General features: G+C 72.9%; 25 protein-coding genes and 1 pseudogene. 13 read left to right on the plus strand and 13 right to left on the minus strand.

Going from position 1 to position 25,961, the window contains the following annotated elements; genetic code table 11:
- Positions 1–672: 672 nt before the first annotated feature.
- The 3 genes from ACIOHG_RS35640 to ACIOHG_RS35650 all read right to left on the minus strand — a co-directional run bounded on the left by ACIOHG_RS35640 (position 673) and on the right by ACIOHG_RS35650 (position 3,406).
- Positions 673–1,668 carry a hypothetical protein gene (locus tag ACIOHG_RS35640; RefSeq protein ID WP_400957274.1) on the minus strand — a complete coding sequence of 332 codons (996 nt, stop codon included), beginning with the start codon at positions 1,666–1,668 and terminating at the stop codon, positions 673–675.
- A gap of 305 nt (positions 1,669–1,973) precedes the next feature.
- Positions 1,974–2,405, minus strand: coding sequence for a VOC family protein (locus tag ACIOHG_RS35645; RefSeq protein ID WP_400957277.1), 432 nt, complete (start codon positions 2,403–2,405; stop codon positions 1,974–1,976).
- Between the two features lie 86 nt (positions 2,406–2,491).
- Positions 2,492–3,406: a LysR substrate-binding domain-containing protein gene (locus tag ACIOHG_RS35650; RefSeq protein WP_400957279.1), complete on the minus strand. Its 915-nt coding sequence runs from the start codon at positions 3,404–3,406 to the stop codon at positions 2,492–2,494.
- Positions 3,407–3,665: 259 nt separating this feature from the next.
- Here ACIOHG_RS35650 and ACIOHG_RS35655 point away from each other — a divergent pair, with 259 nt between their 5' ends.
- Positions 3,666–4,220, plus strand: a complete 555-nt coding sequence (locus ACIOHG_RS35655) for a dihydrofolate reductase family protein (protein WP_400957281.1) — start codon at positions 3,666–3,668, stop codon at positions 4,218–4,220.
- Positions 4,221–4,781: 561 nt separating this feature from the next.
- Here ACIOHG_RS35655 and ACIOHG_RS35660 read toward each other — a convergent pair.
- Positions 4,782–5,063 (minus strand): MerR family transcriptional regulator, encoded by a 282-nt coding sequence (locus tag ACIOHG_RS35660; protein WP_400957378.1) that lies wholly within the window; start codon positions 5,061–5,063, stop codon positions 4,782–4,784.
- Between the two features lie 942 nt (positions 5,064–6,005).
- Here ACIOHG_RS35660 and ACIOHG_RS35665 point away from each other — a divergent pair.
- The 4 genes from ACIOHG_RS35665 to ACIOHG_RS35680 all read left to right on the plus strand — a co-directional run bounded on the left by ACIOHG_RS35665 (position 6,006) and on the right by ACIOHG_RS35680 (position 8,235).
- Positions 6,006–6,164 carry a hypothetical protein gene (locus ACIOHG_RS35665; protein ID WP_400957284.1) on the plus strand — a complete coding sequence of 53 codons (159 nt, stop codon included), beginning with the start codon at positions 6,006–6,008 and terminating at the stop codon, positions 6,162–6,164.
- 272 nt (positions 6,165–6,436) lie between these two features.
- Complete coding sequence (locus tag ACIOHG_RS35670; RefSeq protein WP_400957287.1) at positions 6,437–6,601, plus strand: hypothetical protein; 165 nt, start codon at positions 6,437–6,439, stop codon at positions 6,599–6,601.
- 37 nt (positions 6,602–6,638) lie between these two features.
- Entirely contained in the window at positions 6,639–7,307 is a 669-nt protein-coding gene (locus tag ACIOHG_RS35675) for a hypothetical protein (RefSeq protein ID WP_400957289.1), read from the plus strand.
- A gap of 53 nt (positions 7,308–7,360) precedes the next feature.
- Positions 7,361–8,235, plus strand: a protein-coding gene (locus ACIOHG_RS35680; RefSeq protein WP_400957292.1) for an IS5 family transposase whose coding sequence is annotated in 2 segments (ribosomal slippage) — positions 7,361–7,750 and positions 7,753–8,235 — 873 coding nt in all. Because the reading frame shifts where the segments join, the coding sequence is not laid out codon by codon here.
- Positions 8,236–8,419: 184 nt separating this feature from the next.
- On the opposite strand, the gene ACIOHG_RS35685 is transcribed toward ACIOHG_RS35680, so the two are convergent.
- The 5 genes and pseudogenes from ACIOHG_RS35685 to ACIOHG_RS35705 all read right to left on the minus strand — a co-directional run.
- A complete protein-coding gene (locus ACIOHG_RS35685) occupies positions 8,420–8,800 on the minus strand; it encodes a CBS domain-containing protein (protein WP_400957295.1) in 381 nt (126 codons plus the stop codon).
- Between the two features lie 105 nt (positions 8,801–8,905).
- Positions 8,906–10,417, minus strand: a complete 1,512-nt coding sequence (locus ACIOHG_RS35690; RefSeq protein WP_400957297.1) for a DEAD/DEAH box helicase — start codon at positions 10,415–10,417, stop codon at positions 8,906–8,908.
- Between the two features lie 374 nt (positions 10,418–10,791).
- Positions 10,792–10,995, minus strand: coding sequence for a cold-shock protein (locus tag ACIOHG_RS35695; RefSeq protein ID WP_030918248.1), 204 nt, complete (start codon positions 10,993–10,995; stop codon positions 10,792–10,794).
- Positions 10,996–11,214: 219 nt separating this feature from the next.
- Complete coding sequence (locus ACIOHG_RS35700; RefSeq protein WP_400957380.1) at positions 11,215–11,880, minus strand: response regulator; 666 nt, start codon at positions 11,878–11,880, stop codon at positions 11,215–11,217.
- Between the two features lie 96 nt (positions 11,881–11,976).
- Positions 11,977–13,071: pseudogene (locus tag ACIOHG_RS35705) on the minus strand (sensor histidine kinase); the annotation flags it as partial.
- A 297-nt stretch (positions 13,072–13,368) separates the two neighbouring features.
- Here ACIOHG_RS35705 and ACIOHG_RS35710 point away from each other — a divergent pair.
- Positions 13,369–15,606: an MMPL family transporter gene (locus ACIOHG_RS35710; RefSeq protein ID WP_400957300.1), complete on the plus strand. Its 2,238-nt coding sequence runs from the start codon at positions 13,369–13,371 to the stop codon at positions 15,604–15,606.
- Between the two features lie 134 nt (positions 15,607–15,740).
- Positions 15,741–16,688 carry a 5'-nucleotidase gene (locus ACIOHG_RS35715; protein WP_400957302.1) on the plus strand — a complete coding sequence of 316 codons (948 nt, stop codon included), beginning with the start codon at positions 15,741–15,743 and terminating at the stop codon, positions 16,686–16,688.
- Positions 16,689–16,695: 7 nt separating this feature from the next.
- On the opposite strand, the gene ACIOHG_RS35720 is transcribed toward ACIOHG_RS35715, so the two are convergent.
- Positions 16,696–17,139: a DoxX family protein gene (locus ACIOHG_RS35720; RefSeq protein WP_400957304.1), complete on the minus strand. Its 444-nt coding sequence runs from the start codon at positions 17,137–17,139 to the stop codon at positions 16,696–16,698.
- Positions 17,140–17,333: 194 nt separating this feature from the next.
- On the opposite strand from ACIOHG_RS35720, the gene ACIOHG_RS35725 reads away from it, so the two are divergent.
- Complete coding sequence (locus tag ACIOHG_RS35725; RefSeq protein WP_400957306.1) at positions 17,334–17,837, plus strand: FBP domain-containing protein; 504 nt, start codon at positions 17,334–17,336, stop codon at positions 17,835–17,837.
- An 89-nt stretch (positions 17,838–17,926) separates the two neighbouring features.
- On the opposite strand, the gene ACIOHG_RS35730 is transcribed toward ACIOHG_RS35725, so the two are convergent.
- Complete coding sequence (locus ACIOHG_RS35730; protein ID WP_400957308.1) at positions 17,927–18,517, minus strand: TetR/AcrR family transcriptional regulator; 591 nt, start codon at positions 18,515–18,517, stop codon at positions 17,927–17,929.
- Positions 18,518–18,761: 244 nt separating this feature from the next.
- On the opposite strand from ACIOHG_RS35730, the gene ACIOHG_RS35735 reads away from it, so the two are divergent.
- The 5 genes from ACIOHG_RS35735 (at position 18,762) to ACIOHG_RS35755 (ending at position 23,135) form a co-directional block, all read left to right on the plus strand.
- The gene (locus ACIOHG_RS35735) at positions 18,762–19,094 is read left to right on the plus strand and encodes a type VII secretion target (RefSeq protein ID WP_400957312.1); all 333 of its coding nucleotides are present in this window, start codon (positions 18,762–18,764) and stop codon (positions 19,092–19,094) included.
- A gap of 2 nt (positions 19,095–19,096) precedes the next feature.
- Positions 19,097–20,860, plus strand: a complete 1,764-nt coding sequence (locus tag ACIOHG_RS35740; RefSeq protein ID WP_400957315.1) for an alpha/beta hydrolase — start codon at positions 19,097–19,099, stop codon at positions 20,858–20,860.
- Positions 20,857–21,369 carry a hypothetical protein gene (locus tag ACIOHG_RS35745; protein ID WP_400957317.1) on the plus strand — a complete coding sequence of 171 codons (513 nt, stop codon included), beginning with the start codon at positions 20,857–20,859 and terminating at the stop codon, positions 21,367–21,369. The genes ACIOHG_RS35740 and ACIOHG_RS35745 overlap by 4 nt, the downstream gene beginning before the upstream one ends.
- A 64-nt stretch (positions 21,370–21,433) precedes the next feature.
- Positions 21,434–22,024 carry a hypothetical protein gene (locus ACIOHG_RS35750; protein ID WP_400957320.1) on the plus strand — a complete coding sequence of 197 codons (591 nt, stop codon included), beginning with the start codon at positions 21,434–21,436 and terminating at the stop codon, positions 22,022–22,024.
- 205 nt (positions 22,025–22,229) lie between these two features.
- Positions 22,230–23,135 (plus strand): ABC transporter substrate-binding protein, encoded by a 906-nt coding sequence (locus ACIOHG_RS35755; RefSeq protein WP_400957322.1) that lies wholly within the window; start codon positions 22,230–22,232, stop codon positions 23,133–23,135.
- Here the strand turns inward: ACIOHG_RS35755 and ACIOHG_RS35760 are convergent.
- Both ACIOHG_RS35760 and ACIOHG_RS35765 read right to left on the minus strand, forming a co-directional pair.
- The gene (locus ACIOHG_RS35760) at positions 23,122–23,919 is read right to left on the minus strand and encodes a PP2C family protein-serine/threonine phosphatase (protein WP_400957382.1); all 798 of its coding nucleotides are present in this window, start codon (positions 23,917–23,919) and stop codon (positions 23,122–23,124) included. The two genes, ACIOHG_RS35755 and ACIOHG_RS35760, sit on opposite strands and share 14 nt — an antisense overlap.
- A 10-nt stretch (positions 23,920–23,929) precedes the next feature.
- A complete protein-coding gene (locus ACIOHG_RS35765) occupies positions 23,930–25,906 on the minus strand; it encodes a cytochrome P450 (RefSeq protein ID WP_400957325.1) in 1,977 nt (658 codons plus the stop codon).
- Positions 25,907–25,961 lie beyond the last annotated feature (55 nt).

Raw genomic sequence — 25,961 nt, forward strand, 5'->3', positions numbered from 1 at the left:
CGACATCTCGAAGCATGGAGAACGGCCGCGTCCGCCGTCCCCGGAAGAACTACAAATCAGCAGGTCGGGTGACGTTCGAGGTTAAACGTCAAGCTAAGAGTCGGCTCACTGGGTGACGTGACCGACCTGGATCCAAACACGAACCTGTTCGAAGCTTGGCAACACTACATCGCGCCCTTCCGTGAGCATCCAGCGCGACCCCTTCGTCATAACTCGGGTGCTTCTCGACGCATTTCATTCGTTAAGACCGCCTCGTGCGCAGTGGTTGTGAAGCGATCTCCTCTTGGGCCAGAATTTCCGCAGGTCAAAGGCATTTTCGAGCATTACTACCACCCGCAGACACCCCTCCGACGTCTACGCGAGAACGGGCATCGAGGACTGGCGGGCTCACAGCGCGAAATGGAAGTGAAATGAATTCGAGCTCGCCGCGAAGCTCGAAGCGCACCCCTGAACACCTGGACCACCAGGGCGCGATTGGAATCTAGCGAACATTTGAGCCACATACTGCTGAGAGTTTGCCAATCCGCCAACACCTCGACGAGCTGGCGGATTGGCTACGGGCCCAAGATCTCCATCGTGGAACCGTACTGCACTTACCGACGCTGCCTCATCTCCTCAAACGGGCAACCTACCCGTCAACGCGGGCCCTCAGCCCTCCAGGCGGTCGACGGGTCAGCGGACAGTGAACTCTTTGAACGAGTGGGTGCGGTGCCATGCGAAGTACTTCTCACGGTCCGGGTTCCACCATGAAACGGTGCGATTCGCGAGGATCTGGTTGACATGCTGCAGAACCGCAGCTGAGGCTTCGGCTGCTGGGCTCACCAGGACTTGGCCGCCCGCTCCGACACTGATGAATCCCCGCTCGAAGAGCCCGTCGCACCCGAGCAAGCAGGCCAGCATAGCCACATTGCGGAAATCTCGCTTCTCCTCGTCCGTGCAGACCGAACGCTTCTTGATATGCGCAGCGACGAGGAAGGCCCGAGGAAGCGTCCGGCCGCAGAGTGCGCATTCACCCTCTGCACCGGGGAGGAGCTGCTGCTTGAGCAACGACTGCTCAGCCCGGTAAGCCCGCTGGGCGGTTCGCTCGAGCGGCCCGTCATACTCCTTGAGCGCACTCTCTGCATCTTCCCGCTCCTTCGCTGACAGCTCGCCGGTCGCGCGGTCAAGGTTGAGCAGATCATGCAGGAGCTCACTCGCACTGTCACTCAGCGCCTGGAAGTTCCGGACGTGCCGGTTCTCGTTCTCCCACCCGAGAACCCGGCGAATCTCGACCATAGGGACGTCGAACGTCCTGCCGTCGGAGAACGCGTACATGCACTCCCAGGTGCTGCCTCCCTCGTCCGTACCCCAGAGCCGAGTTGCGAGGAGACGGTCTCGCCACACCACCCGCACCCTGCAGCCAAAGTACAGATGGTTGTCACCGGTGAAGAACACCCAGTCGCCTGGCTTCAACTGTCGGTAGAAATGGACGTTCCGCTCGCCCTTGCCGGGAACAACACCCCACATCTGAGCTACACCCCGAGGGAACTCATCGTTCAAGCGCTTCCTCACCTGCTCGTCCAGCAGGTCGGCGTGCTTCTCGATATCAACCGGGCTGAGAACAGTCTCCCGGTAGTGATCCATGATCAGCTTCTTCGAGAGCTTCGCGGGCTGAAGGAAGACTCGCATCAGTGGTTCGTACCCCCAGAAATTGACGTCAGGCGCCATGTATACCAGCAACCCCGGACAAGGTCGCCGGGTGTCGTTGTCCACCCAACCGCTACGGCCCGGCCTCGTTTACATCTGTGACGTCGAGCCAGGTTCCGCAGCTCCGCGTAGCGCCACACGGAGGGCTGCCGACTCGACCTCGTGGTCTCCGCTCGGCGCCTCTCACCACATCTCATCGTCATCGCCGCCGCGTGTGCACCGATTGTGAAATGATCTTCCGTTAGGCTTTCGTTTCCGCAGGTCGGCGCTTCACCGCCCCGGCGGGGTCAGGCGAGGCAGAACTCGTTGCCCTCGATGTCCTGCATCGTGATGCAGGACTCGTTGACGCCGTCGGCGCGCTGCGTCAGCACGTGCTTCGCGCCGAGCGCCATCAGCCGGGCGCATTCGGCCTCCAGCGTGGCCAGGCGCTCGTCGCCGACGAGCCCGGCGCCGGCCCGCACGTCGAGGTGCACCCGGTTCTTGACGGTCTTGCCCTCGGGGACCCGCTGGAAGAGCAGGCGCGGGGCGACGCCCGCGGGGTCGGTGCAGGCGAAGTAGACCGCGTCCTCGGGCGGGAGCGAGCGGAAGCACTCCTCCCAAGTGGTGAAGCCCTCCGGGACCGCCGGCAGGACGTATCCCAGCACCTCGCACCAGAAGGTGGCGAGGCGCACCGGCTCCGCGCAGTCGAAGGTCACTTGGAACTGTTTGATCGTTGACACCGGCGCACCATAACAGGGCTCCCGCCCGTCTTCCCAGGTCGGGAGGCCCAGGTGGTCGGGAAGAGGCGTCGGCCGCTACCGGACGGTCAGTGGTGGGTGGCCGCGAGGTAGATGCGGTGGGCGACCTCCTGGGCGGTGCGGGCGAAGGCGCGCAGCAGGGGGGTGTTGTTGGCCTTGAGCCACACGGGGACCCACTCGATGGGCGGGGCGTCGGAGAAGGGCAGGTAGGCGGTGTCCGGGCGGGTGTAGAAGCGGGTGACCTGGGCCCCGACGACGTACGCCCCGGCGCCGGCGCCGATGAGCTGCAGGGCTTCCTGGAAGGTGGTGAACTTCGGCCCGTCGGCGATCGGTCTGCCGCTCGGGGTCCGTTCGAGCCGCCGGTCGGCGGGCCAGGCGCCGGGCAGGGAGCCGGCGATGCGCAGCAGCGGGATCCGGGCCAGGTCCTCCGTGGTCACGCGGTCCTGCCGGGCGAGGGGATGGTCGGCGGGTACGGCGAGCATGCGGGGTTCGGAGATCAGGACCGGGCCGGTGACCAGGTCCGGTTCGTCGAGCGGCAGGCTCAGCAGGAGCACGTCCGCCTCCCCGGCCCGGAGGCGGTCGAGGGCTTCGACGATCTGCACCTCGCGGACCTGGACCCGGCAGCCGGGGCGGCGTTCGGGGAACAGGACGGCCGCCTGGTGCGCCACCTGTCCGACCGCCGCGCCGACGTAGCCGACCGTCAGCTCCTCGGTGGCCCGCCGGACGGCGGCCGTCGCGCGGTCGAGGCCGGCCTGGATCTGCTCGTACCCGGGCCGCAGGTCCTGGTACAGGGCGTGCCCGAGCTCGGTCAGCCGGACGCTGCGGTTGGTCCGGTCGAACAGCGGGGCGCCGATGCGCCGTTCCAGGGCCCTGATGGTCTGGCTGATCCGGCCCGTGGTCACGTGGAGCCGGGCTGCGGTGCGGCCGAAGTGCAGTTCCTCGGCGAGCGTGAGGAACGCCTCCAGCTCCAGACGTTCGATCATCTCTTCGGGTCCACCGTGGTCGTGACGTGTCGGATGCTGTCGATCATGAGGAGCCAGTATCGGGTACGCACGGCGGCGCCGCGCAAGCCCTTTGCGGTGGACCGGCCGGCCGCCGCCCGCGGTGTTGAGCGGGGCTAAACCCTCCTTCTCCGATCGGGCGTTGTTCGGCGCGGCGGCCCTGGCGAGGCTCGTGGACGCGGCGGGATGCGGCCCGCATCACCGCACGCGACCGACCACACCTCAGCTGGAGAGCCACCGCATGAGCAAGATCGTCGCCCTGACCTACCTGACCCTCGACGGCGTGATGGAGAACCCGGTCTGGACCGGCCCGTACTTCAACGCCGACCACGCCGCCTACGCGCACGGGCAGTTGTTCGCCGCCGATGCCCTGCTGCTCGGCCGGACCACGTACGAGGGCATGGCCGCGGCCTGGCCGCGGATGGAGGAGAGCGAGGGCGAGTTCGCCGTCCGGATGAACACCCTCCCCAAGTACGTGCCGTCCACCACCCTGCGGCCGGAGCAGGCCACCTGGAACGCCACGGTCGTCAGCGGCGACCTCGGCACCGAGGTGGCCGCCCTCAAGGAACGCCACGCGGGGACCGTCCTGGTCTACGGCAGCGCCGAGTTGACGCACTCGCTGATGGAGCTCGGCCTGCTCGACGAGCTGAAGCTGTGGATCCACCCGGTGGTGGTCGGCCAGGGCAAGCGGCTGTTCCCCGAGGGCGCCGGCGCGGCCACCTGGACGCTCGCGGCCACGACCGCCTTCGGCTCCGGCACCGTCGTCCTCGACTACCGCAGGGGCGAACAGAACTGACCGCGTCCGTCCGGCGGCTCCGCGGCATCCGGCGGGCGCGAGCGCCCGGATCGCCGACCTGGAGCGGGCCCGGACGGCGACCGGTCCACCCCGCAACCCGAGGACCAGCAGGCCCGGACCTTCCTCGACGGCCGGATCGGCCGGGCCCTCAAGGCCCTGCGCGCCACCAAGCCCGACAAGGTCACCGAGGTCAAGCTGCTCGACCCGCTGCTCGACTCCCTGGGCCGAGCAACTGCGGTCGGTTTCTTGGCACTTCGCCCGAAACACATCGGGGGCGACACCGGGGAAGCCGGTACCGCCCCCGATGCCTGACGGCGTCTCGCCCCCAGAAGTACCTCCCGTCCCGGCGACGGAGGTGACGAACGCGGCGGCGCGGGCGGCAGGCACGGCCCGGGCGGGCGACAGGCACGGCCCGGGCGGGCGACAGGCACGGCCCGGGCGGGCGGGAGGCCCGCCCCTCCCCGGCCAGTGCGCCGCCGGGGCCCGGCGGCCGCAGACGTGCCCCCCGCATCATGGGCACCGTGCGGTCCGGCGGGGAGCGCCGGGCGGTGGGCCGGCCGGTCAGGTGTCGGCCGTGGTGTCCGGGTCGGTCCGGACGCGGCGGAGTTCCTCGTTGATGCGCAGGGCCTCTTCGAGCTGGTCCTCGAGGATGATGATGCGGCAGGCGGCGTCGATCGCGGTGCCCCGGTCGACGAGGTCGCGGGCACGCATGGCGATGCGCAGTTGGTAGCGGGAGTAGCGGCGGTGGCCGCCCTCGGAGCGCAGTGGGGTGATCAGGCCCTGGTCGCCCAGGGTCCGTAGGAAGCCGGGGGTGGTGCCGGTCATCGCGGCGGCGCGGCCCATGGTGTAGGCGGGGTAGTCGTCGTCGTCGAACGAGCTGACGGGGTCGGGGGTTTGGGTCTTGTCGGTCGTCGTAGTCACTGCACCTCTCTTGGTTCCCGGGGAACGCGTCGAGGGGCCCCGGCGCCATTGCGGCTCCGGGGCCCCGAAGGGGAAACAACACCATCTACCGGCCTGGGCCGGGTTCCTTGTTCCGCACCGCCCCCGGCGAGGGGACCTGCGGGGATCGCGTATGCGTGACCGGAAACCACCGTCCTCGTACTCAAAAGGGGGTCTGCGGTGTCCGCCCGGGTGAAGTCATCACGGGCCGGGCGATCCTGATGGCGCTCTGTCCCTCCGTTCATCCTCTGTATGGACTGGTACTGCCAACCTGCTTGTCCTGCTACGGCCCTGACGGACCGTCCGGTCCGACAACCAGCCCCGTCGCCCGTCCTGCTCACCTGCTCGGCTTGGAACCCCGCTGCCGGACTCCCCGCACGCGCGCCCGCAGCCTGGCGCCTTTGCTGGGATACCGCGTCACGCGACTGCTGGTACCGCTCACTGGCCGCCCCTGATACCCGCGGGCGGCCCGGCCCGGTCATCGACCCTGTCGCCTTCCTGCACAAGCTCCGGCTTCAGTGCCCCACGACCGTTCCGACCTGCGAACTCCTGCAACTGCTCCCGACAGTTCGTGTCTGTCGGGCTACTTCCTGACTGCGTCCTACGAGAGAAACACTAACCACGCAGTGGGGCAATGTCTACTTCGGCGAGCATAGATTTTTCCGCGCCCGGGGCGGAGGTAGTCTGCGCTCCGCAGGACGTGGGACGAGGTGTGCAGGAGCCCGACCAGGGCCACGGGCGGCAGGACGGACGGGAGGGCGACCGGTGGAAGAGCCTCGGAGTGCGGAACGGGGGCGCGCAGCCGATCCGCACGGGCGGACAACACTGGACGGGCGGACATCACTGGTGGCCGCGCTCGCCGAAGCCGTCCGCGACCGGGACGAGCGGGGCCTGCGCCGCCTGCTGGCCCGCCTCGCCGAACAGGTCACCCTCGCCGACCTGCACGCCCTGCGCGACGCGCTCGACCCCCGGCGCCACCGCGACCGGCGGCCGGACCCCCGGTAGGCCGCCCCGCAGCCTCCGGTTGTGCACGGCGCGCCCCGGCCCCTACACGAGGGGAAAGACTGTCTTTCCTGTTGGAGGGGAAAAATCTGTGCCGCCCGGAGGAGGAATTACTGCGGGGTGGGGCCAGTGCTTTTCTCGTAGCCGGTAGTCGACACGGCTCGCCGGACACGAACCGGCGGGAGCGGTGACGGCGGTTCGCCGCACTCCGGAACCGGAAAAGGAACCCGGCGCACGCCGGTGGATGGTTCGACGACGAATAACCCGCCTGCACCATGGGCCGCGCCGCCTCGACGACCGGCACCACCGCGATCGACGCGGCCTGCCACATCATCATTCTCGAAAACCGGCTCGAAGCGGCCCGGCGCATCAATGAACAACGCCGCGGCTTCCGGACCGATCCGGAAGCCGCGGCCGACACCTGGTCCCGCGGGAGCTAGGGCCTGTTTTAAAAGTGCTGGTCACAGCCACTCGTTGATGGCTGCGACCAGCAACTGTCCCGTGTCGCGATGGCTCTATACCGCGAGCTTGGCCTACAAAAAGGACGCGACACCATGCGTGGGCCTGGCGATGATGGCAGCCATGACGGATGGAACCGGACCTGAGCCGCTGGGCCTGTGCATCGTGGCCAACATCGCCCCGGAGACCAGCCAGGGCGAAGGCGGGCTGGAGATTCGCCAGGGGCATCGGCACTTCGCGGCGGGGGCGAAGGTGTGGGTCGCGCCGCCGGGCTGGGGCGACGGCGGTGAAAGCGTCATCGTGGCCGGACGCCACCGGGGGAACAGCCGTCGTTACGCGCGAATCGTGATCAGGAGGCGGTTCCTCGTGAACTTCCGGGTCCGCGCCGTCTACAGTCCGGCGCTGGTAAGGGCGTTGACAGCGGCGGAGCCCGGTAAGGAGAAGGAGTCCGCCGCCCGCTTCCTGTGGTCTCCGGAAGAGGCGGAGAGGTGGGCGCGCTCCTGGAACACTCCGAAGTTGGAGGCGCAGCCAGACGGCCGGTCCATTTGGACCCGTCTGGTGACCGATCCTCCGCCCATGGAGCTGCACCTCGACGGTGTCACCTACTACCTGGCTCATTTCAACGCCAACCGGGCTCGCTACTCATCCGAGCCGCCACCGGTGGAGCCGTCTCCGACGACCGGCTGAAGGAGGCAGCCCGCTCCCAGAAGTGGATCAAGGTCATGCGATGATCACCTTCCATGGCCCGGGGAGATCTGACGGACGCCCAGTGGGCAGTGCTGGAACCGCTGCTGCCCCTGGGTGTCAAGCCCGGCCGGCCTCCACTGCACGCCAAGCGGCAGCTGATCAACGGCATACGGTTTCGCACCCGCACGGGCATGCCATGGCGGGACCTGCCCGAGCGGTACGGGCCGTGGGAGACGGTTTACGGGCTGTTCCGCCGTTGGCAGCGCGACGGTACGTGGTACCGGATTCTCGAGCAGCTCCAGGTCCGGGCCGATGCGAAGGGCCTGATCACCTGGGACATCTCCGTCGACTCCACGATCGTCCGCGCGCACCAGCAAGCGGCTGGTGCGCGTAAAAGGGGGACCTGCAGGTCGAGTCACCTGGCGGCGTCTTCACCGAGCCCGACGACCACGGGCTCGGGCGTTCCCGCGGCGGACTGACATCCAAGATCCACCTGGCGGTCGAGCAGGCGCAGAAGCTGATATCGCTCGTGATCACCGCCGGACAGCGCGGCGACTCCCCGCAGTTCCAGGCCGTCCTGGACCGCATCCGCGTGCCGCGCCTGGGCCCCGGACGCCCACGCACCCGGCCGGACAGGGTCCGCGCCGACAAGGCGTACGGGTCCCGTGCGAACCGAGCCTACCTGCGCAGACGCCGTGTCGGCTGCACGATCCCTGAGAAGCGCGACCAGGTCGCGAACCGCAAGAAACGCGGCTCCCACGGCGGGCGGCCACCGAAGTTCGACAAGGACGACTACAAGGAGCGCCACGCGGTCGAGTGCGGGATCAACCGCCTCAAACGCCACCGCGCGGTCGCCACGAGGTACGACAAACTCGCCGTTCGCTACGAAGCGACCGTGCTGGTCGCAGCCATCAACGAGTGGCTGTGATCAGCACTTTTAAAACAGGCCCTAGTGCCGCGTCAGGCAACCTTTGCCGTCAAGGAGCGGCGGTCGGTGCGTGCTCTCGGTGTGCCGGGCGGAAGCCCTCGTACTGGGTGTACTTGGGTTTTCGGCCGGTGCGGCGAGAGGGCGTGCCGGGCGCCGCGACGGGCGAAGGTTGCCTGGCGCGGCACTAGCCGTCGAGCAGGCCGACGGCGTGGCCGTCGTGGTCCACCACCGGCCATGCCGTCAGTCCGCGGGCGCGCATGGCGGCGAACGCGTCGGCGGCCGGCATGCCGGCGGTGGCGAACGGCGCCCGGTCGTGGACGATGTCGCGGACCGGGGTGCGTTCGGTGTACCAGGACCGGGTCTGGAACGGCGCGAGGTGGAGCCGGGTCAGCAGCCCGGCGCAGCGGCCGTCGTCGGTGCGGACCAGGAGGTGGTCCGCACCGGAGCCGTGCAGGATGTCCATCGCGGTGTCGGCGGTGACGTCGTCGCTGATCTGCAGTTCCGGGCGTTTCATGAGGTCGCCGACCGTGGTGGCGGTCGCGGGGCGTTCAAAGGTGACGGTCATGGGCGAATTCCTCCGGGTCGCTCCCGCCGGTGTGGCGGCGGTCTGAGCACGGGTGGGGTGGACCGGCGGCGGCCGCCGGCGCGGGCCGGGCCCGCGCGGTGCGGGCTACGCGGCGAGGACGACCCGCCTGGGCGCCGCGCCGCGGGAGCCGGTGGCGGCCTGCGCGGTGCGGGCGGCGCCGGCGGGTCGGCGGCGGCGGTTGCGGTTCGCGGAGGCGCTGCGGCGCGGGCGTTCGACGACGGGGTCGGCGATCACGGTGGGGATGCCGGTGGGGACGCGGGCGCCGGTGATCCGGGCCAGTTCCGCGTCGCCGGCGCTGACCCGGGTGGTGACGGGGGTGATGGCCGCGGTGGCCATCAGCCGGTCGACCTCGCGCCGCTGGTTGGGCAGGACCAGGGTGACGACGGTGCCGGACTCGCCGGCCCGGGCGGTGCGGCCGCCGCGGTGCAGGTAGTCCTTGTGGTCGGTGGGCGGGTCGAGGTTGACGACCAGGTCGAGGCCGTCGACGTGGATGCCGCGGGCGGCGACGTTGGTGGCGATCAGCGCGGTGACCTGGCCGGTGCGGAACTGCTCCAGGGTGCGGTTGCGCTGCGGCTGGGACTTGCCGCCGTGCAGGGCCGCCGCCTTCACGCCGCTGGCGAGCAGGTCCCGCACCAGGCGGTCCGCACCGTGCCTGGTGTCGGTGAACATGATCACGCCGCCCTCGCGGGAGGCGATGTGCGCGATCGTGGCGGCCTTGTCGGAGTTCTGCACGTGCAGCAGGTGGTGCTCCATGGTGCTGACCGCGCCCGCGGACGGGTCCACCGAGTGCGTGACCGGGTCCTGGAGGAAGCGGCGCACCAGGCGGTCGACGTTGCGGTCCAGGGTGGCGGAGAACAGCATCCGCTGGCCGCCCTCGGCGACCTGCTGGAGGAGTTCGGTGACCTGCGGCAGGAAGCCCATGTCGGCCATCTGGTCGGCTTCGTCGAGGACGGTGACGCCGACCTCGTCCAGTCGGCAGTCGCCGCGCTGGATCAGGTCCTTGAGCCGTCCGGGCGTGGCCACCACGACCTCGGCGCCGCGGTTCAGCGCCTGGGCCTGGCGGCCGATCGACATCCCGCCGACCACGGTCGCCAGCCGCAGCCGCACCGCGTGGGCGTAGGGGGTGAGGGCCTCGGTGACCTGCTGGGCCAGCTCGCGGGTGGGGACCAGGACCAGCGCCAGCGGCCGGCGGGGCTCGGCCTGCCGCCCGGCGGTGCGCGCCAGCACGGCGAGGCCGAACGCGAGGGTCTTGCCGGAGCCCGTCCGGCCCCGGCCCAGCACGTCGCGGCCGGCCAGCGCGTTCGGCAGCGTCGCCGCCTGGATCGGGAACGGCGAGGTGACGCCCTGTCGGGTCAGCGTGCTCAGCAGCGCCTTGGGCATGTCCAGTTCGCCGAAGGACTCGACGGGCGGCAGCGCCGGGGTGGTGCTCACCGGCATCGCGAACTCGCCCTGCGCGGAGGAGCCCTGACGGGCGCCGCGGCCGGAGGAGCCGCGGCCGGAGGAGCTGCGGCCGCCGGTGGGCCGGTCGCCGTAGAAGGAGCTGCCGCCGGAGCGGGAGCGGGAGTTCTGGTGGGAGGAACGACTGGAGCGGTTCATGCGGGAAACCTTCCTCGGAGCGGCACGTCACGAGGGGGGCTCCGCAGCGCGGGGCGCCGGGCGGAGCTCGCAAGGGAACGGCCGGGGGTGTGACGGGCGGGGCGTGGACGGTGGAACCGTGCGGCACGTCACCTGCGGGTGGGCGCCCACCGCAGCGGGGCGGGAGCGAAGAACCTCGAACCGTGGGATGTCACGGCGGGGCGGCGACCCGGACGCGGCGCCGGGCGTCTCGCGTGGGGATGGCCGCCGGTGGCGGGGCCGAGGGGCCTGAACGGCCGGGGATGTGCGTCGTAGCGCAAGGCCGAGGGGCCCGCACCGAGCGTGTACGCGGTGCGGGCCCCTCGCCGCCGGGCGGATGCCCGGGCGGAATAAAACTACAGCGGACGGATGTTCTCGGCCTGCGGGCCCTTCTGGCCCTGCGTGACGTCGAACTCGACCTTCTGGCCCTCGAGCAGCTCACGGAAGCCGTTGGCGTTGATGTTCGAGTAGTGGGCGAACACGTCCGGACCGCCACCCTCCTGCTCGATGAAGCCGAAGCCCTTTTCCGCGTTGAACCACTTCACAGTGCCATTAGCCATAAAAAATCTCCTTCAGGGGGCTTTCCGGAGCCCGCACCGTGCGGACCCCGAGTCGCCGCGATGATGACCCGTCCGGAGAATGTCCGGAAAACAGAAATGCGCCTGCGATACATCAGCAGGCGCACACAAAGTTCATGGGAACCACTACTGCAACTACGTCGACTGTAGCAGCCCCGGGGCCGGAGCGGGCGGATATTTCGCCCCGGCTTCCCGGGCGGGTCAGGGGCCCGGGGTGACGAGGGCGGATTCGTAGGCGGCGATGACGGCCTGGGCGCGGTCGCGGACGTCGAGTTTGGCGAAGAGGTTGGTGATGTGGTTCTTGACGGTGGAGTGGCTGATGTCCATGGCCGCGGCGATGGCGGCGTTGTCGAGGCCGATGGCGATCAGGCGCCAGACCTCGATCTCGCGGGGGGTGAGGTCCGGGTTGACGGCGGGCGGGGTCGGGGCGGTGGGGCCCGGGGTGCGGACGTAGGTGGAGAGGAGGCGGGTGAGCAGGCGGGGGGCGACGGCGGCCTCGCCGGTGTGGACGGTGCGGACCGCGGTGGCGAGTTCCTCCGGGGAGACGTCCTTGGGGAGGAAGCCGTGGGCGCCGGCCCGGAGCGCGGCGACCACGTACTCGTCGAGGTCGAAGGTGGAGAGCGCGAGCACCCGGCAGTCGGGCAGGGTGCGGGCGAGTTCGCGGGTGGCCTCGACGCCGTCGAGGCGGGGCATCCGGATGTCCATCACGACCACGTCGGGCCGCAGGCGGTGGGCGAGCTCGACGGCCTGCGCGCCGTCCTCGGCCTCGCCGACCACCTCGAAGGACGGGTCCGGGGAGAGGATCAGGGTGAGGCCGCGGCGGACCAGGGGCTGGTCGTCGGCGACCAGGATGCGGATGGGTGTCATGGCGGGGCCGCTTCCTCGGGGGTCAGGGGGAGTCGGGGTCAGGGGGAGTTCGGCGCGGACGGTGAAACCGCCGCCCGGGCCGGGCCCGGCGTGCAGGGTGCCGCCGTGCACGGCGACGCGCTCGCGCATCCCGATCAGGCCGTGCCCGCCCCCGGCGGAGGGGGCGCCGCCCGGGCCGTCGTCCTGCACGGTGAGCGTCAAGTGGTCCTGGCGGTAGGCCAGTTCGACGGTGGCCCGGGCGCCCGGCCCCGCGTACTTGCGGGCGTTGGTGAGGGCCTCCTGGACGATCCGGTACACCGTCAGGCCGAGGGTGGGCGGCAGCGCCCGCCGCTCCCCCGTGACGGTGAGCGCGGTCGGCAGGCCGGCCCGGCGGGAGTCCTCGGCGAGCCGGTCGAGGTCGTCGGCGCCGGGCTGCGGCGCGGGCGGGGCGGCGTCGGGTTCGTCGCCGGCCCGCAGGACGTCGAGGAGTTGGCGCATCTCGCGCAGCGCGAGGCGGCCGGAGGACTCCAGGGTGACCAGGGCGTCGCGGACCACCTCGGGGTCGGCGAGGTTGGCCCGGGCGCCGCCCGCCATCAGCTGCATGGTGGTGATGTGGTGGGCCACGATGTCGTGCAACTCCCGTGCGATGCGCCGCCGTTCCTCGGCGACGGCGCGGTCCGCGAGCAGGCTGCGGTTGGCCGCGACCTCGCGCTGCCAGCGGCCGAAGGCGTACCCGGCGCAGGCCACCATCAGCGCGGAGAACGGCGCGGACAGCAGCACCTCCCAGGACGGCGCCCGGAAGTGGCTCTGGGCGACCACCGCGGTCAGCGCCGTCGCGGCCGCGGCCGCCGCCGTGACCCCGATGCTGCCGGCCCGGGCCACCGCGTAGAGGGCGACCGCCATGACGGCGCCGAAGTGCGGGGTGCCGGGCCCGAGCAGGTCGGCGGCGCCCTGCAGGAGCAGGACGGCGGCGAGCGCCGGGAGCGGGGCGCGGCGGTGGGCGAGCAGCGGCAGCGCGGACAGCACCAGCAGCAGGAAGGCGGGCAGGCCGGCGGCGGCGCCGTCGCCCATCGCGTCGAGGAGCAGGAAGCCGAGCACGTCCAGCAGGGCGGCCGCGACGGCGATCATGGCGTCGGTCTGGGTCCAGAGCGCCGCGGACCGGTCGGCCCCCGGCGGGCCCGCGACCACGCCTCGAACCGTCCCGCCGTCCATCCGTGCCCGCCCCTCCGCCTGTCGGCCCGCCCCTGCCGACCAGCCCCGATGCGTCCATTCTGGCACCGGCGGCGCGGCCCGGTCGTGCTCCTCGGGGGCGAGGCGGGGAGGGCGGACCCGGGAGCACGGTCCCAGTCGGGGGCGGCGGGAGGAGCGCGGGCCCCGGTGCGGATCGTCCCTCGCCCCGACGCCCGGGGCGGGGTCCGGCTGGTGGGCTGGTACCCGGGTCGGAACACCGGCCCACGGGTCGGGGATCCCCCGGCCCACGGACCGCACCACAGCCGGAGGGCATCCACCGTGATCCGCGCACTGACCCGCTTCGCCACCAGACACGCCTGGAAAGTGATCGCCGTGTGGGCGGTGGCGGGCGTGGCGCTGGCCGGGCTCGCCCCGGCGCTGTTCGCCCGTGTCACCGACTCCGGGACGGCGGACTTCCTGCCCGCCAAGTACGACTCGGCGGCGGCACTGCGGATCGCCGAGGACCACTTCGGCGTCCGCTCGGACGCCTCCACCGTGACGGTGCTGGTGGCCCGCGCCGACGGGGCGCCGCTGTCCCCGGCCGACCACCGGAAGGTCGAGCAGCGGGCCGCCGAGCTGGGCCGGCACCGGGTGGTGATGCCGCGGATGAAGGACGAGCCGGACTTCCTGCTGCCGGACCACTCGCAGACCCCGAAGGTCTCCCCCGTGACGACCGCGCCGGACGGCGGTTTCGAGCTGCTGGCGGTGGAGCTGACCGGCAACCCGAGCGAGACCGGCGTGCAGGACGTCTACCGGGCGTTCCGGGACTCCGCCCGGGAGCGGTTCGCCGAGGACGGGATGCGCACCGGCTTCACCGGCAGCCTGGCCGGCACCGTCGACAGCGTGGACGACAACCGGACCGCCACCACGGTCGGCGGGGCGCTGATCATGGGCCTGATCGTGCTGCTGAACGTGCTGGTGTTCCGCAGCGTGCTGGCGGCGCTGCTGCCGCTGCTGGCGGTGGCGCTGATCGGCGGCGTGGCGGGCGGCGCGGTGGCGGGCGCGGCCTCGCTGACCGGACTGAAGCTGGACGCCTCCACGCCGGGCCTGATCTCGGTGGTGCTGCTCGGCATCGGCATCGACTACCTGCTGTTCCTGCTGTTCCGGTTCCGCGAGCACCTGCGGGCCCGGCCCGGGCAGTCCGCCCGGGAGGCCGCCGCCGAGGTGTCCGGCCGGGTCGGCACCGCGATCGCCTCGGCCGCGCTGACCATCGTCGCCGCCTTCGCCACCCTGGGCGTGGCCACCTTCGGGCAGTTCCGCTCGCTCGGCCCGGCGATCGCGGTCGCCGTCCTGGTGATGCTGCTGAGCAGCCTGACCCTGATGCCGGCGCTGCTCGCGGTGTGCGGCCGCCGGATGTTCTGGCCGTCCAAGGCCCTGCTGCGCACGCCCCGTCCGGGGGTGGCGGCCCGCTGGGGCGCGCTGGTGGCGCGGCGGCCGGCCGCGGTGGCGGTGGCCTCGGTGGCGCTGCTGGGCGCGCTGGCGGCGGGCGCGGTCGGGGTCCGGATGGACTACGGGCTCGGCGGCGACACGAGGACCGCGGCGGCGGCGACCGCCGCCGAGATCGCCCGGGCGCTGCCGGCCGGCGTCTCCGACCCGACCAGCGTGTACGTGGCGGCGACGGACGGCGGCCGGGTGGAGCCGGGCCGGGCCGAGGGCCTGTCCCGGGCGCTGGCCGGGGTGGCCGGGGTCGGACAGGTCGCGCCGACGGTGGCCAGCCCGGACGGGCGGGCGCTGCGGATCGACGTCTACCCGGTGGCGGACGCGCAGAGCGAGCAGGCCCGGGCGCTGGTCTCCGGCCCGCTGCGGGCGGCCGTGGCCGCGCACACCCCCGCCGGGACGCGGGCGCACGTCGGCGGGACGGCCGCGGTGTTCGCGGACATCTCGACGGCGGTGGACCACGACCTGACGGTGGTGTTCCCGGTCGCGGCGGCGCTGATCGCGCTGATCCTGCTGCTGCTCCTGCGCAGCCTGCTGGCCCCGGCGGTGCTGCTGCTGGCGGTCGGGCTGGGCTTCGCGGCCACGCTGGGCGCGGCGGCACTGCTGTTCCAGCACGGGCTGGACAAGCCCGGGGTGTCGTTCACCCTGCCGCTGGTGCTGTTCCTGTTCGTGGTGGCGCTGGGCACCGACTACAACATCCTGATCACCGACCGGATCCGCGAGGAGATGCGCCGCCCCGGTCCGGCCCGGGCCGCGGTGGCGCGCGCCGTCCGGCACACCACGCCGGCGATCGCCACGGCCGGCCTGGTGCTGGCGGGCTCCTTCGCCACCCTGGCGGCCACACCGGGCAGCGAGCAGATCGCCTTCTCGCTGACCCTGGGCATCCTGCTCTCGGCGGTGGTGCTGTCGCTGGCCCTGGTCCCGGCGCTGGCGGCACTGCTCGGCCGGGGCCTGTGGTGGCCGCTGCGCCCGGCGGCCGGAGCGGCGGCCGAGGCTGCCACCGCCGAGGAGCCCGCCCCGGCCCGGACCGTCCCGGCGCCGGAGCCCGCCCCCGGCCCGAGCCACTCCTACGTCCCCTGACCGTCCCCTGACACCCGATCGGCCCGGACTCCGGGCGGCGTCGAGCGCCGGTCGACCTGCGGGTCGACCGGCGCTCGAACGCGTGGTGCGACAATGCGACGGTCGGAATGATGTCCTCCGGAAGGGGCCGTGCGGTGCCGTACGAGTTGGCCGGACGGCTGGTGGTCGGGATCGCCTCCAGTGCGCTGTTCGACCTGGCGGAGTCCGACCGGGTGTTCCGCGAGGACGGCGAGGAAGCCTACCGGGCGTACCAGGAACGGAACTTGGACGTCACCTTCGCCCCCGGGACGGCGTTCCCGTTCGTCAAGCGGCTGCTGTCGCTGAACGACCTGGCGACGGCGGACGACCCGCTGGTCGAGGTGATCGTGCTGTCCCGCAACGACCCCGACACCGGGCTGCGGGTGATGCGCTCGATCCGGGCGCACAAGCTGCCGATCTCCCGGGCGATCTTCCAGCAGGGCCGGGCGCCGTACGCGTACATCCCGGCGCTGAACATGTCGCTGTTCCTGTCGGCGAACGAGGGCGACGTCCGGGAGGCGGTGGCGGCCGGGCTGCCGGCCGGGCGGGTGCTGGGGCCGCTCGGGGCGGCGGACGACGAGGGCGACCCGGACCTGCGGATCGCCTTCGACTTCGACGGGGTGCTGGCCAGCGACGCCGCCGAGCAGGTGTACCAGCGGGAGGGCATCGAGAAGTTCCGCGACCACGAGGTGGCGCACGCGGACGTCCCGCACGACGCGGGCCCGCTGAAGGAGTTCCTGGCCGGGGTGAACCGCATCCAGCGGCGCGAGGAGGAGGAGCTCCGCCGCAACGCCGACTACCGGCTGCGGGTGCACGTCTCGATCGTCACCGCCCGCAACTCCCCCGCCGAGGAGCGCGCGGTGCGCAGCCTCAAGCGGTGGGGAGTGCGGGTGAACGACGCGTTCTTCCTCGGCGGGATCGACAAGGGCACGATCATGGCGGTGCTCCGGCCGCACATCTTCTTCGACGACCAGCAGGTGCACCTGGACAGCACCGCCCGCACCACGCCGAGCGTGCACATCCCGATCGGCCGGATCAACGAACTTCCCCGACAGGCGGTCTGACGGAGCGTCAGGCAGTGACCGGCCGCACGGCGGCGGGCGCGCGGCGGGCGAGCAGGCCGTCCAGGGCGAGGGCGCCGGGGCCGGTGGCGGCCAGCGCCAGGAAGGCCCAGCAGAACAGCGCGGCGGCCTCGCCACCGTTCTGGATCGGGAACAGGCCCTCCGCCTGGTGGACGCTGAAGTACGCGTAGGCCATCGAGCCGGAGCAGACCAGTGCGGCCGTGCGGGTGCCGAGGCCGACCAGCACCAGGGCGCCGCCGACCAGCTGGATCACCGCCGCGTACCAGCCGGGCCAGCTGAGCACGGGGACCGTGCCGCCGCCGTGGGCGCCGCCGAGTACGCCGAACAGCGAGGCCGCCCCGTGACAGGCGAACAGCAGGCCGATCGCGGCGCGGGACAGGCCGACCAGCCAGGGGCGGGCGGCGTCGAGGGTCTCGCGGGCGGCGAGGGGCATGGGGAACCTCCGGTCGGGGCGTGCACACAACAAGCTGAAACTTAGGCAAGCCTTGCCTATTTTTAGTTGAAGGTGCAACAGCCCTCATCGATTCTTCACAACCGGACGGTCGACAAATCGTTTGGCGCTCCAGCCTGCCTAGGCTAGCTTGGCCAATGCCTAGGACCCCTAGGCGCGAGAGCGAGGAGGACCTCATGCAGCCGCTGACCGACCCGGAGATCCGGGCGTCCTTCGTCAACTGCACCAAGGGCGAGGCCGGCCGGGCCGCGCTCCCCCGCGATCTGGCCGAACTCCCCTGGGACGACCTGGACTTCCTCGGCTGGCGGGACCGCGGCGCACCGGAGCGCGGCTACCTGGTGGCCGAGCACGGGGGCCGGACGGTCGGCGTCGCGCTGCGGCTGGCCCCGCGCGGCCCCGGCGCCCGGCACGGCTCGATGTGCTCGATCTGCCTGACCACCCACCCCGCCTCCGGCGTCGCCCTGATGACGGCCCGCCGGGCCGGCCGGACCGGCGGCGACGGGTACGCCTCGGCGGGCGAGTACTTCTGCGGCGACCTGGCCTGCTCGCTGTACGTGCGCGGCCTCAAGCGGGCCGGGGCGGGCGGCTTCCGGATGCGGGAGAGCCTGAGCGCCGAGCAGAAGGCGGCCCGCGCCCGGGCCAACCTGGACGCCTTCCTGGCCCGCGTCCTGCACCCCTGACGGCCCGTCGGACGATGGTCCGGTTCGGCTTCGGAATCGGAATGGGGCTCGGCTTCGGCTCCGGTTGCGGGAACGGGAACGGGGCGGGCTCAGCCCCGGTCGGGGGCGGCGGTGCGCGGCCAGGTCTCCAGCAGCCGGTGCAGGCCCGTGGTGATGCTCCGCCAGGAGTCGGCGGCGGCGCGCGGGTGGTTGAAGCCGCCGGCCGCCTCGATGGTGGCGAAGCCGTGGAAGGAGGCGCGCAGCAGGCGGGCGGCGTCGGTCAGGTCGGGTTCGTCGAGGCGGTAGTGGCGCATCACCGCGTAGGTCAGCTCGACGCTCCGGGCGAACACCTCGGTGTCGGTGAACTCGGCCGGGTCGAGCGGGAGTTGGGTGGCGGCGTAGCGGCCGGGACGGGTCAGCGCGTAGTTCCGGTAGGCGTCCGCGAAGGCGGTCAGCGCCTCCTGGCCGGAGCGGCCGGCGATGGCGGCGGCGAGCTCCCGGTTGAGCTCCTCGGAGGCGAGCAGGGCGACCCGGGTGCGGATCTCGCGCAGGTTCTTGACGTGCGAGTAGAGGCTGGCGTCCTTGACCCCGAAGCGGCGGGCCAGGGCGGAGGCGGTGACCTTCTCGATGCCGACCTCGTCGGCGAGTTCGGCCGCGGCCCGGATGATCCGGTCGACCGTCAAACCTGCGTGCGCAGCCATGGTCCCTGTTCCGTGCGGTGGCCCCTGCCGGGCGGACCACCAGCCTAACCGGCGGCCCGTCCCCTCCCCGGCCCCGCAGCGGGGCCCGTCCCCGCCCCCCGCGGTAAAGGAAACCCAAAGGCGACACCAAGCGAAGTCTTCGGGCGACGGGTGCGAATCCGGTGAACGGGTGGGTTCACGTCGTTCCGGTTCGCTAGCATGACCCGCTCAAGCGGTCGGAGCGACACCGGTACGGGGGATTGGCGTGCGGAGTGTGGAGCCAGGCGGGAGCGGCGGCGGATTCCGGGTCGCGCCCGAGGAGTTGGACGGGGCCGGGCAGACCGCCGGCCGCCTCGCCGCGCAGGTGCCCGGGGAGACCTCGCGGGTGCTCGGCGCCTCGGACGGGGCCGAGGCCGGACTGCGCGGGTGGCTGACGGGCAGCGAATTGAATTCCTGCACCGACGAGTGGAAGCGCCTGCTGGACGAGCTGTCCGCCGAGATGGACAAGCAGGGCGACAACCTGAAGCAGACCGCGGCGAACTACCGCCGCGCCGAGCAGGAGGCGGGCCGCGGCCTGGCCGCCCCGGCGGGGAGGTGAGCATGGACGTCCCCACCCTGCGCGACGCGGACCCGAACCGGCTGTTCGAGGCCGCCGACGCGTACGGCGCGCTGGCGACGGCCTTCGGCGGGCACGCCGACGGCTGGCGCGACGGCGTCGACAACCGGGTCCGCAACTCCGGCTGGACGGGCTCCGCGGCCGACGGCGCCCAGCAGTCGCTGTCCCGGACCACCGGCAAACTCGCCGCCGCCCAGATGGAGTTGGCCCGGATCGCGCCCGTCCTGCGGGAGGGCGCGGAGGCGTTCGTGCTGGCCCAGGCGAAGCTGCGGGCCGCGCTCGCCGACGCCTCCGCCAACGGCTTCCAGGTCTCGGACGACGGCGGCGTGTCCTGGCCGCCGCCGAGCGCCGCCGAGCGGCACGACCCGGACGCGCCGAACCGCTCCCGGCAGGGCACCGAGATCCGCGACCGGATCGGGGACGCGCTGACCGAGGCCGCGCACGCCGACCAGGTCACCGCCGAGCGGCTGCGGCAGTACACCACCGACGCCCGCACCGGCGCCGGGCTGGACCCGGCGACGGCCGCGATGCGGCTCAACAGCGCGGTGCTGGACGCGATCAACCCGTTCGGCGGCCCGGAGGACCTGGTCAAGGCCGGGATGCCCGGCAAGGACGCCCCGCCGACCGAGGTCAACGCCTGGTGGAAGGCGCTGCCGGTGGACGAGCAGCAGCGCCTGATCAAGGAGTACCCGGCCGAGCTCGGCGGCCGCGACGGCCTGCCGACGCCCGCCCGGGACCAGGCCAACCGGATCAACCTGGACCGGCTGGTCGACGACCTGTCGTCCCGGCCGAACCTCTCCGACCAGGAGAAGAAGAAGCTGGAGGGCTTCCGCTCGATCCAGCACCGGCTGGGCGAGGACCAGGGCAAGCAGCCCCCCGCCTACCTGATGCTGATCGGCGACCAGGGGCAGGGCCGGGCCGCCATCGCCTACGGCAACCCGGACACCGCGGACGACGTGGTGGCGTACGTGCCGGGCCTGAACACCGAGGTCAAGAACATGGGCGGCGGCGACGCCGACCGGGCCCGCGACCTGTGGCAGTCCGCGCACGACACCGACCCGAGCCGGTCCACCGCCTCGATCGCCTGGCTGGGCTACGACACCCCGCAGGCCAAGGGCATCAGCCCGGACGCGCTGGCGGTGGCCGGCGACGCCCGGGCCAAGCAGGGCGGCGAGGCGTACCAGGGCTTCCTGCAGGGCCTGCGGGCCTCGCACGAGGGGCAGCCCGCGCACCTCACCGCGCTCGGTCACTCCTACGGCTCGTTCACCGTCGGCCAGGCCGCGCAGCGCCCCGGCGGCATCCCCGCCGACGACATCATCCTGGTCGGCTCGCCCGGCACCGGCGCCCAGCAGGCGTCCCAACTCGGCGTCGGCGCCGACCACGTGTGGGTGGGCGCGGCCGAGCACGACCCGGTCTCCCACCTGCCGAGCAAGAACGAGGCCAAGGGCATCGGCATCGGCGCGGGCGTCGGCGGCCTGATCGGCGGCCCACTGGGCGCGGTGGCCGGCGGCTTCATCGGCGACAAGATCGGCGGGCACGGCGATCCGCACGAGCTGTGGTTCGGGCAGGACCCGGCGAGCACCGAGTTCGGCGCGCACCGCTTCGACGTCGCGGACGGCCCGCTGGGCTTCGAGTCGCACTCCGACTACTGGAACCAGGGCGAGGGCCGGGACGGCCACTCGCTGCGCAACATGGGCCTGATCGTCTCCGGTCACGGTGACCGGGTGTTCGGGCAGGAGGGCCGATGAACGACCACACGGCGGCGGAACACCGTCCGATCGACCTGCTGACGGCGCGCGCCGCGCTGGACGAGCTGCTGGACTCGGGGCCGGCCGCGCTCTCCCCCGCCGGGGTCTGGGCCGACGGCCCGTACCTGGCGGTGGAGCACGAGCACGCCTACACCCGGGAGCCGGACGGCACCGCGCACCTGGAGAAGCGCCGGTACCTGCTGACGGCGCTGGCGGCGCACCGCTACCCCGAGCTGCTGGGCCAGTTGGACCGGGCCTGGCGGGCCCGCGGCTGGGCGGTGTCCGGCGAGGACGACCCGCAGCTGCCGGTGCTGCGGGCCCGCTCCCCGTACGGGACGGTCGAGTTCCGGATCGGCTTCGCGGGCAACGGCACCCTGCTGGGCCGGGTGGACGGGCTGGCGGCGACCGGGACCTCGTACCCGTTCGGCGGGGACAGCACCGTCCCGATCGCCCCGGACGGGACGATGGACACGGTGCCCCGGCACCGGGACCCGCACTGGTCGGTCTGACCGGTCGGTCCAGGGGCGGTCCGGAAGCGTCCGGGGTCGTCGGTGCGAGGGGAGAGGGAGTCGGATGAAGGTGCGGGTGCGGGTGGCGGGCGCGGCGGCGGCGCTGGTGCTGGGCGTCGGCGCGGCGGGCTGCGGCTCGTCGGGCGGGTCGGGCGGGGCGGGGAGCTCCGACCGGCCGGTGCTCGCGGCGGACCGGGCCCGGACGCAGCTGCAGGAGCTGGTGGACGGCACCACCGGGGCGCTGACCCCGGCGGTGCGGTCCGCCGACGACGCGTTCCGGTCCGTCCCGCACGAGGGCGGGCTGAGCCGGAAGAACGACGGCACCGCGCAGTTGACGCTCCGCCGGTACGTGCTGACGAAGATCGCCGCCGGGAAGCAGCCGCAGCTGCTGGCCCAGCTGCGGGCGTACTGGAAGGGCCGCGGCTACACCCTCTCCGACGAGTCCTCCAGCACCGCCGCGGGCGCCCGCACCCCCGACGGCCTGGGCGTCTCGGTCACCATCGGCGTCCCCGGCAACGTCACCGTGGTCGCCGACGCCCTGGTGAAGGACCCCGGCAGCACCGAGCCGTTCGGCCCCGCCCCCAGCCCGCTGCCCACCGGCAAGGACGGCGGCCCGGACACCATGCCCCGGTTCGAGGACCCGGCCTGGTCCTGACGGCCCGTCGTCCCGCGGTTCGGGACGGGGGGTGCTCTGGGCTGTCGTGACCATGCTGGCTATAGTCGGAATGATCTAGCCGGAACGGCGGCCGGCCGAGGGGTGCTTCCTCGGTATTGCCATGCCGCGTTCCGTCGTCATGCCGCCGTGCCGTCCGCCGCCCTCGGGCCGTCGTGTTCCGCGTCGACCACGGGGAGAGACGACCATGGCTCAGTTGGCCGGGCGGGGGCGCACCGCGCTCGTCGCCGTCATCGGCGGCGCGCTGCTGCTCAGCGGCTGCGGCATCGGCGGTTCCGGGCGGGACCGGAACGACCTGCACGCGCTGCTGCCGGAGTCGGTCCGCAAGGCGGGGGTGCTGACGGTCGGCGCCTCGTTCACCGCCGCGCCGGTGGTGTACCGCAACGACCGCAACGAACCGGACGGGCTGGACCCGCACCTGGCCGAGCGGCTCGGCCAGGTCCTGGGCGTGAAGCTGGAGTTCCAGGACGCCGGGCAGTTCGCCAACGTGCTGCCCGGGCTGCTGGCCGGCAAGTACGACATCGCCATGTCCGGGATCACCGACACCCGGGAGCGCGAGGAGGGCCTCGACAAGGAGGGCAAGCAGGCCAACCCGGGCGTGGACTTCGTCGACTACTTCATGGCCGGCATCGGCATCGCCGTCGACAAGGGCAACCCGAAGGGCATCGTCGACATCGACCACCTCTGCGGGCGCACCGTCACGGTCAAGAAGGGCACCACCCACGACGACCTGGCGCTCCGCCAGAAGCCGGTCTGCGAGCACGCGGGCAAGCCGCTGACGGTCATGGAGACCGACTCCGACAACGCCTCGCTGGACAACCTCAAGGGCCCGGCCGACGCGTTCATCACCGACTACCCCAAGGCCCAGTACGCCGCGCAGACCGCCGGCAACGGCAGCCTGTTCGAGATCGGCGGCCCGCAGCTGCAGCCCCGCCCGTACGGGATCGCGCTGCGCAAGGGCGACCAGGCGCTGCGCGACGTGCTGATGCGGGCGATGAACCGGCTGATCACCGAGGGTGGTTACGACGACGTGCTGAACGACCACGGCCTGTCGGTCGGCGCGATCCAGAACTCGGTGATCAACGGCTCGTAGCCGGACGGGCTGGGGCCGGACGGGTCGGGGCCAAGGCCGGGGTCGGGGCCGGGGTCTGGCGGTCGGCGGCCAGGGCCAGGACCGCGATGTCGTCGGTGAGCGGCCCGGCGTACCGGCGCACGTCCCGGTCGAGGAAGGCGACCACGCTGTCCGGGTCGGTGGCGGCCAGCGTGGTGAGGCGGGCCGCGAGCGGGTAGAACGCGCCGGCCCGGTCGCGGGCCTCGGTGACGCCGTCGGTGTGCAGCACCAGGGTGCGCCCCGGCGGCAGCTCGACCTCGGTCGGCGGTGCGGCGCCGCCCGCGGCCAAGTGGCCGAGCCCGAGCGGCAGTTCCTCGGCGCAGCGGACCGGCCGGACGCTGCCCGGCCCGACCAGCAGCGGCGCCAGGTGCCCCCGGTTGACCACCTCCAGCCGGCCGGTGTCCGCGCGGTGCTGCACCAGTACCGCGGTGACGAACAGCTCGCCGTCCCCCGAGTGCTCCGCGTCCCGGCCCACCTGCCGGTCCAACTGGTCGGCCAGCTCGCCGAGTTCGGCGGTCTCGTGGGCGGCGACCCGGAACGCCCCGACCACGTCGGCGACGGTGCGGACGGCGTCCAGCCCCTTGCCCCGGACGTCGCCGAGCAGGATCCGGGTCCCCCAGCGGGTCTCCGCCACCTCGTACAGGTCGCCGCCCACCCCGACCTCGGCCTGCGCCGGGTGGTACAGCCCGGCGGCCCGCAGCCCGCCGGCCCGGGCCGGGACCGGGCGCAGCACGGTGTGCTGCAGTGTCTCCGCGACGGCCCGCACCCGGACCAGGTCACGGGCCTGCCGGCGCCGCTGCCGGGCCAGCCCCGCCCCGACCGCGCCCGCCAGCAGGGTGGCCAGGTACGTCCAGACGTGGTGCTGCTCGGTCAGGTGCCCGACCCGCAGGGCGAGCAGCGCCTGCAGCGCGACCGTCCCCACCGTCAGGACCGCGACCAGGGCCGGCCCCGCGCTGAACGCGACCACCACGGGAACGACGGTGAGCAGCACGCCCGCCGCGACCGAGGACGGGACCGCCCACTCCAGCGCCAGGTCGACGACCAGCAGCAGCACCGGCAGCAGCCGCACCCAGACGGGGGTGCGCAGCGCCTCGGCCATCGCGGCGGCCCACCGGTCGCCGGGGCGCCGGCCGGTCCCGCCCGCGCCTTCCGAGGCCGGGTCGGGCCGGTGGCGGGCCGCGGTGGGACGAGCTGCTCCGGCGGGGCGGCCCGGGACAGGGCGGGCGGTGGCGGCGGGGCGGGCTGCTGGGGCGGCGGACGCGGCCATCCGGACCTCCTCGGCGACGGGTGCGGCTGTCGGGTGCGGCTACGGTTCTCCCCCATCGTCGTCCCCGCCCCGGTCGGCCCACTGCGTGCCAAGGTCCCGACGGCCGGGGACCTTCGGCCCGTTCCGCCGCACCGCCGGGCGTGCCGTGAGCTGCGTCACCGGGTGGGCCGTGCGCTGCGTCACCGGGTGGTGGTGAGGGTGACGGGCAGGCGGCGGGGCCCGCGCAGCACCAGTCGTCCGCCGGGCGCGGCCGGACCGGCCTGGGCGAGTCCGGGGAAGCGGCGCAGCAGGGCGGGCAGCGCGGTGACGGCCTCCAGCTGGGCGAGCCGGGCCCCAGGCAGTAGTGCGGGCCGCTGCCGAAGCTGAGCGCCCGCGCGGGTGCCCGGCCGGGGGCGGTGGTGTCGAGGGCGGCGGTGTGGGAGGTAGCGGCGTCGGGGGCGGTGGTCTCGGGGGCGAAGCGGGCGGGGTCGAACTGCTCGGGGCGGGCGAAGCGGCGCGGGTCGCGGTTGGCGGCGCCGAGCAGCAGCAGGACGTCGGTGTGCCGGCCCACCGGCTCCCCGGCGACGGTGAGGCCGTCCGTCAGGGCGACCCGGGAGGTGAGCTGCACGGGCGAGTCGTGGCGCAGCACCTCCTCGGTGAACGGGGCCGGGTCGAGCGCGCCGGTGCGCAGCGCCTCGGCGGTGGCGGGTTCGGCGAGCAGCCGGACCAGCGCGTTGCCGATCAGGTTGCCGGTGGTCTCGAAGCCCGCGATCAGCAACAGGGCGAGGTTGGCGACCAGTTCGCGTGGCGAGAGCCGTCCCGGGTCGGCGTCCGCGACCGCGACCAGCGCGCTGACCAGGTCGTCCCGCGGGTCGGCGCGCCGCTCGGCGGTCAACCGGTCGAAGTACCCGGCGAGTTCGACGGCCGCACGGTCGGCGGCAGCCAGTTCGCTGTCCCCGTACATGGTCTCCAGCGTGACGGTCAGGTCGGCGGCCAGCGGCCGGAACAGGTGCCGGTCGGCCGCCGGGACGCCGAGCAGTTCGCAGATCACCCCGATCGGCAGCCGGAACGCGAACGCCTCCAGCAGGTCGACCGGCCGCTCCGGGTCGGCGGCGGCCGACTCGGCGAGCCGGTCGAGCAGTTCCTCGACGGCGGCGGTCACGGCGGGCGCGAGGGCGGCGACCCGGCGGGGCGTGAACACCGAGGCGATCAGCGAGCGCATCCGGCCGTGGTCGGGCGCGTTGCGCTGCAGCACGGACGGGGCCAGCAGGTACTTGCCCGGGTGGTCCAGGAAGTCCGGTTCCAGCTCGGCCCGCAGTCGGGCGTCCGCCACCCCGAACCCCGGGTGGCGCAGCACCTCGTCCGCCTCCTGGTACCCCGTCACCAGCAGCAGCGACCCGTCCACCGGCACCACCGGCCCGAACCCGCGCAACCGCTCGTACAGCGGGTACGGGTCGCGCCGTCCCGCCGTCCCCAGCAGTTCCCCGACGACCTCGGCCAGCTCCATCCCGCTCCCCCTCGTCCTGCGTACCGTCCCGGCAACGGCCCGGCGGCGCGCCCGG

The organism is Kitasatospora sp. NPDC088134, assembly GCF_044741705.1.
Taxonomy (GTDB): Bacteria; Actinomycetota; Actinomycetes; order Streptomycetales; family Streptomycetaceae; genus Kitasatospora.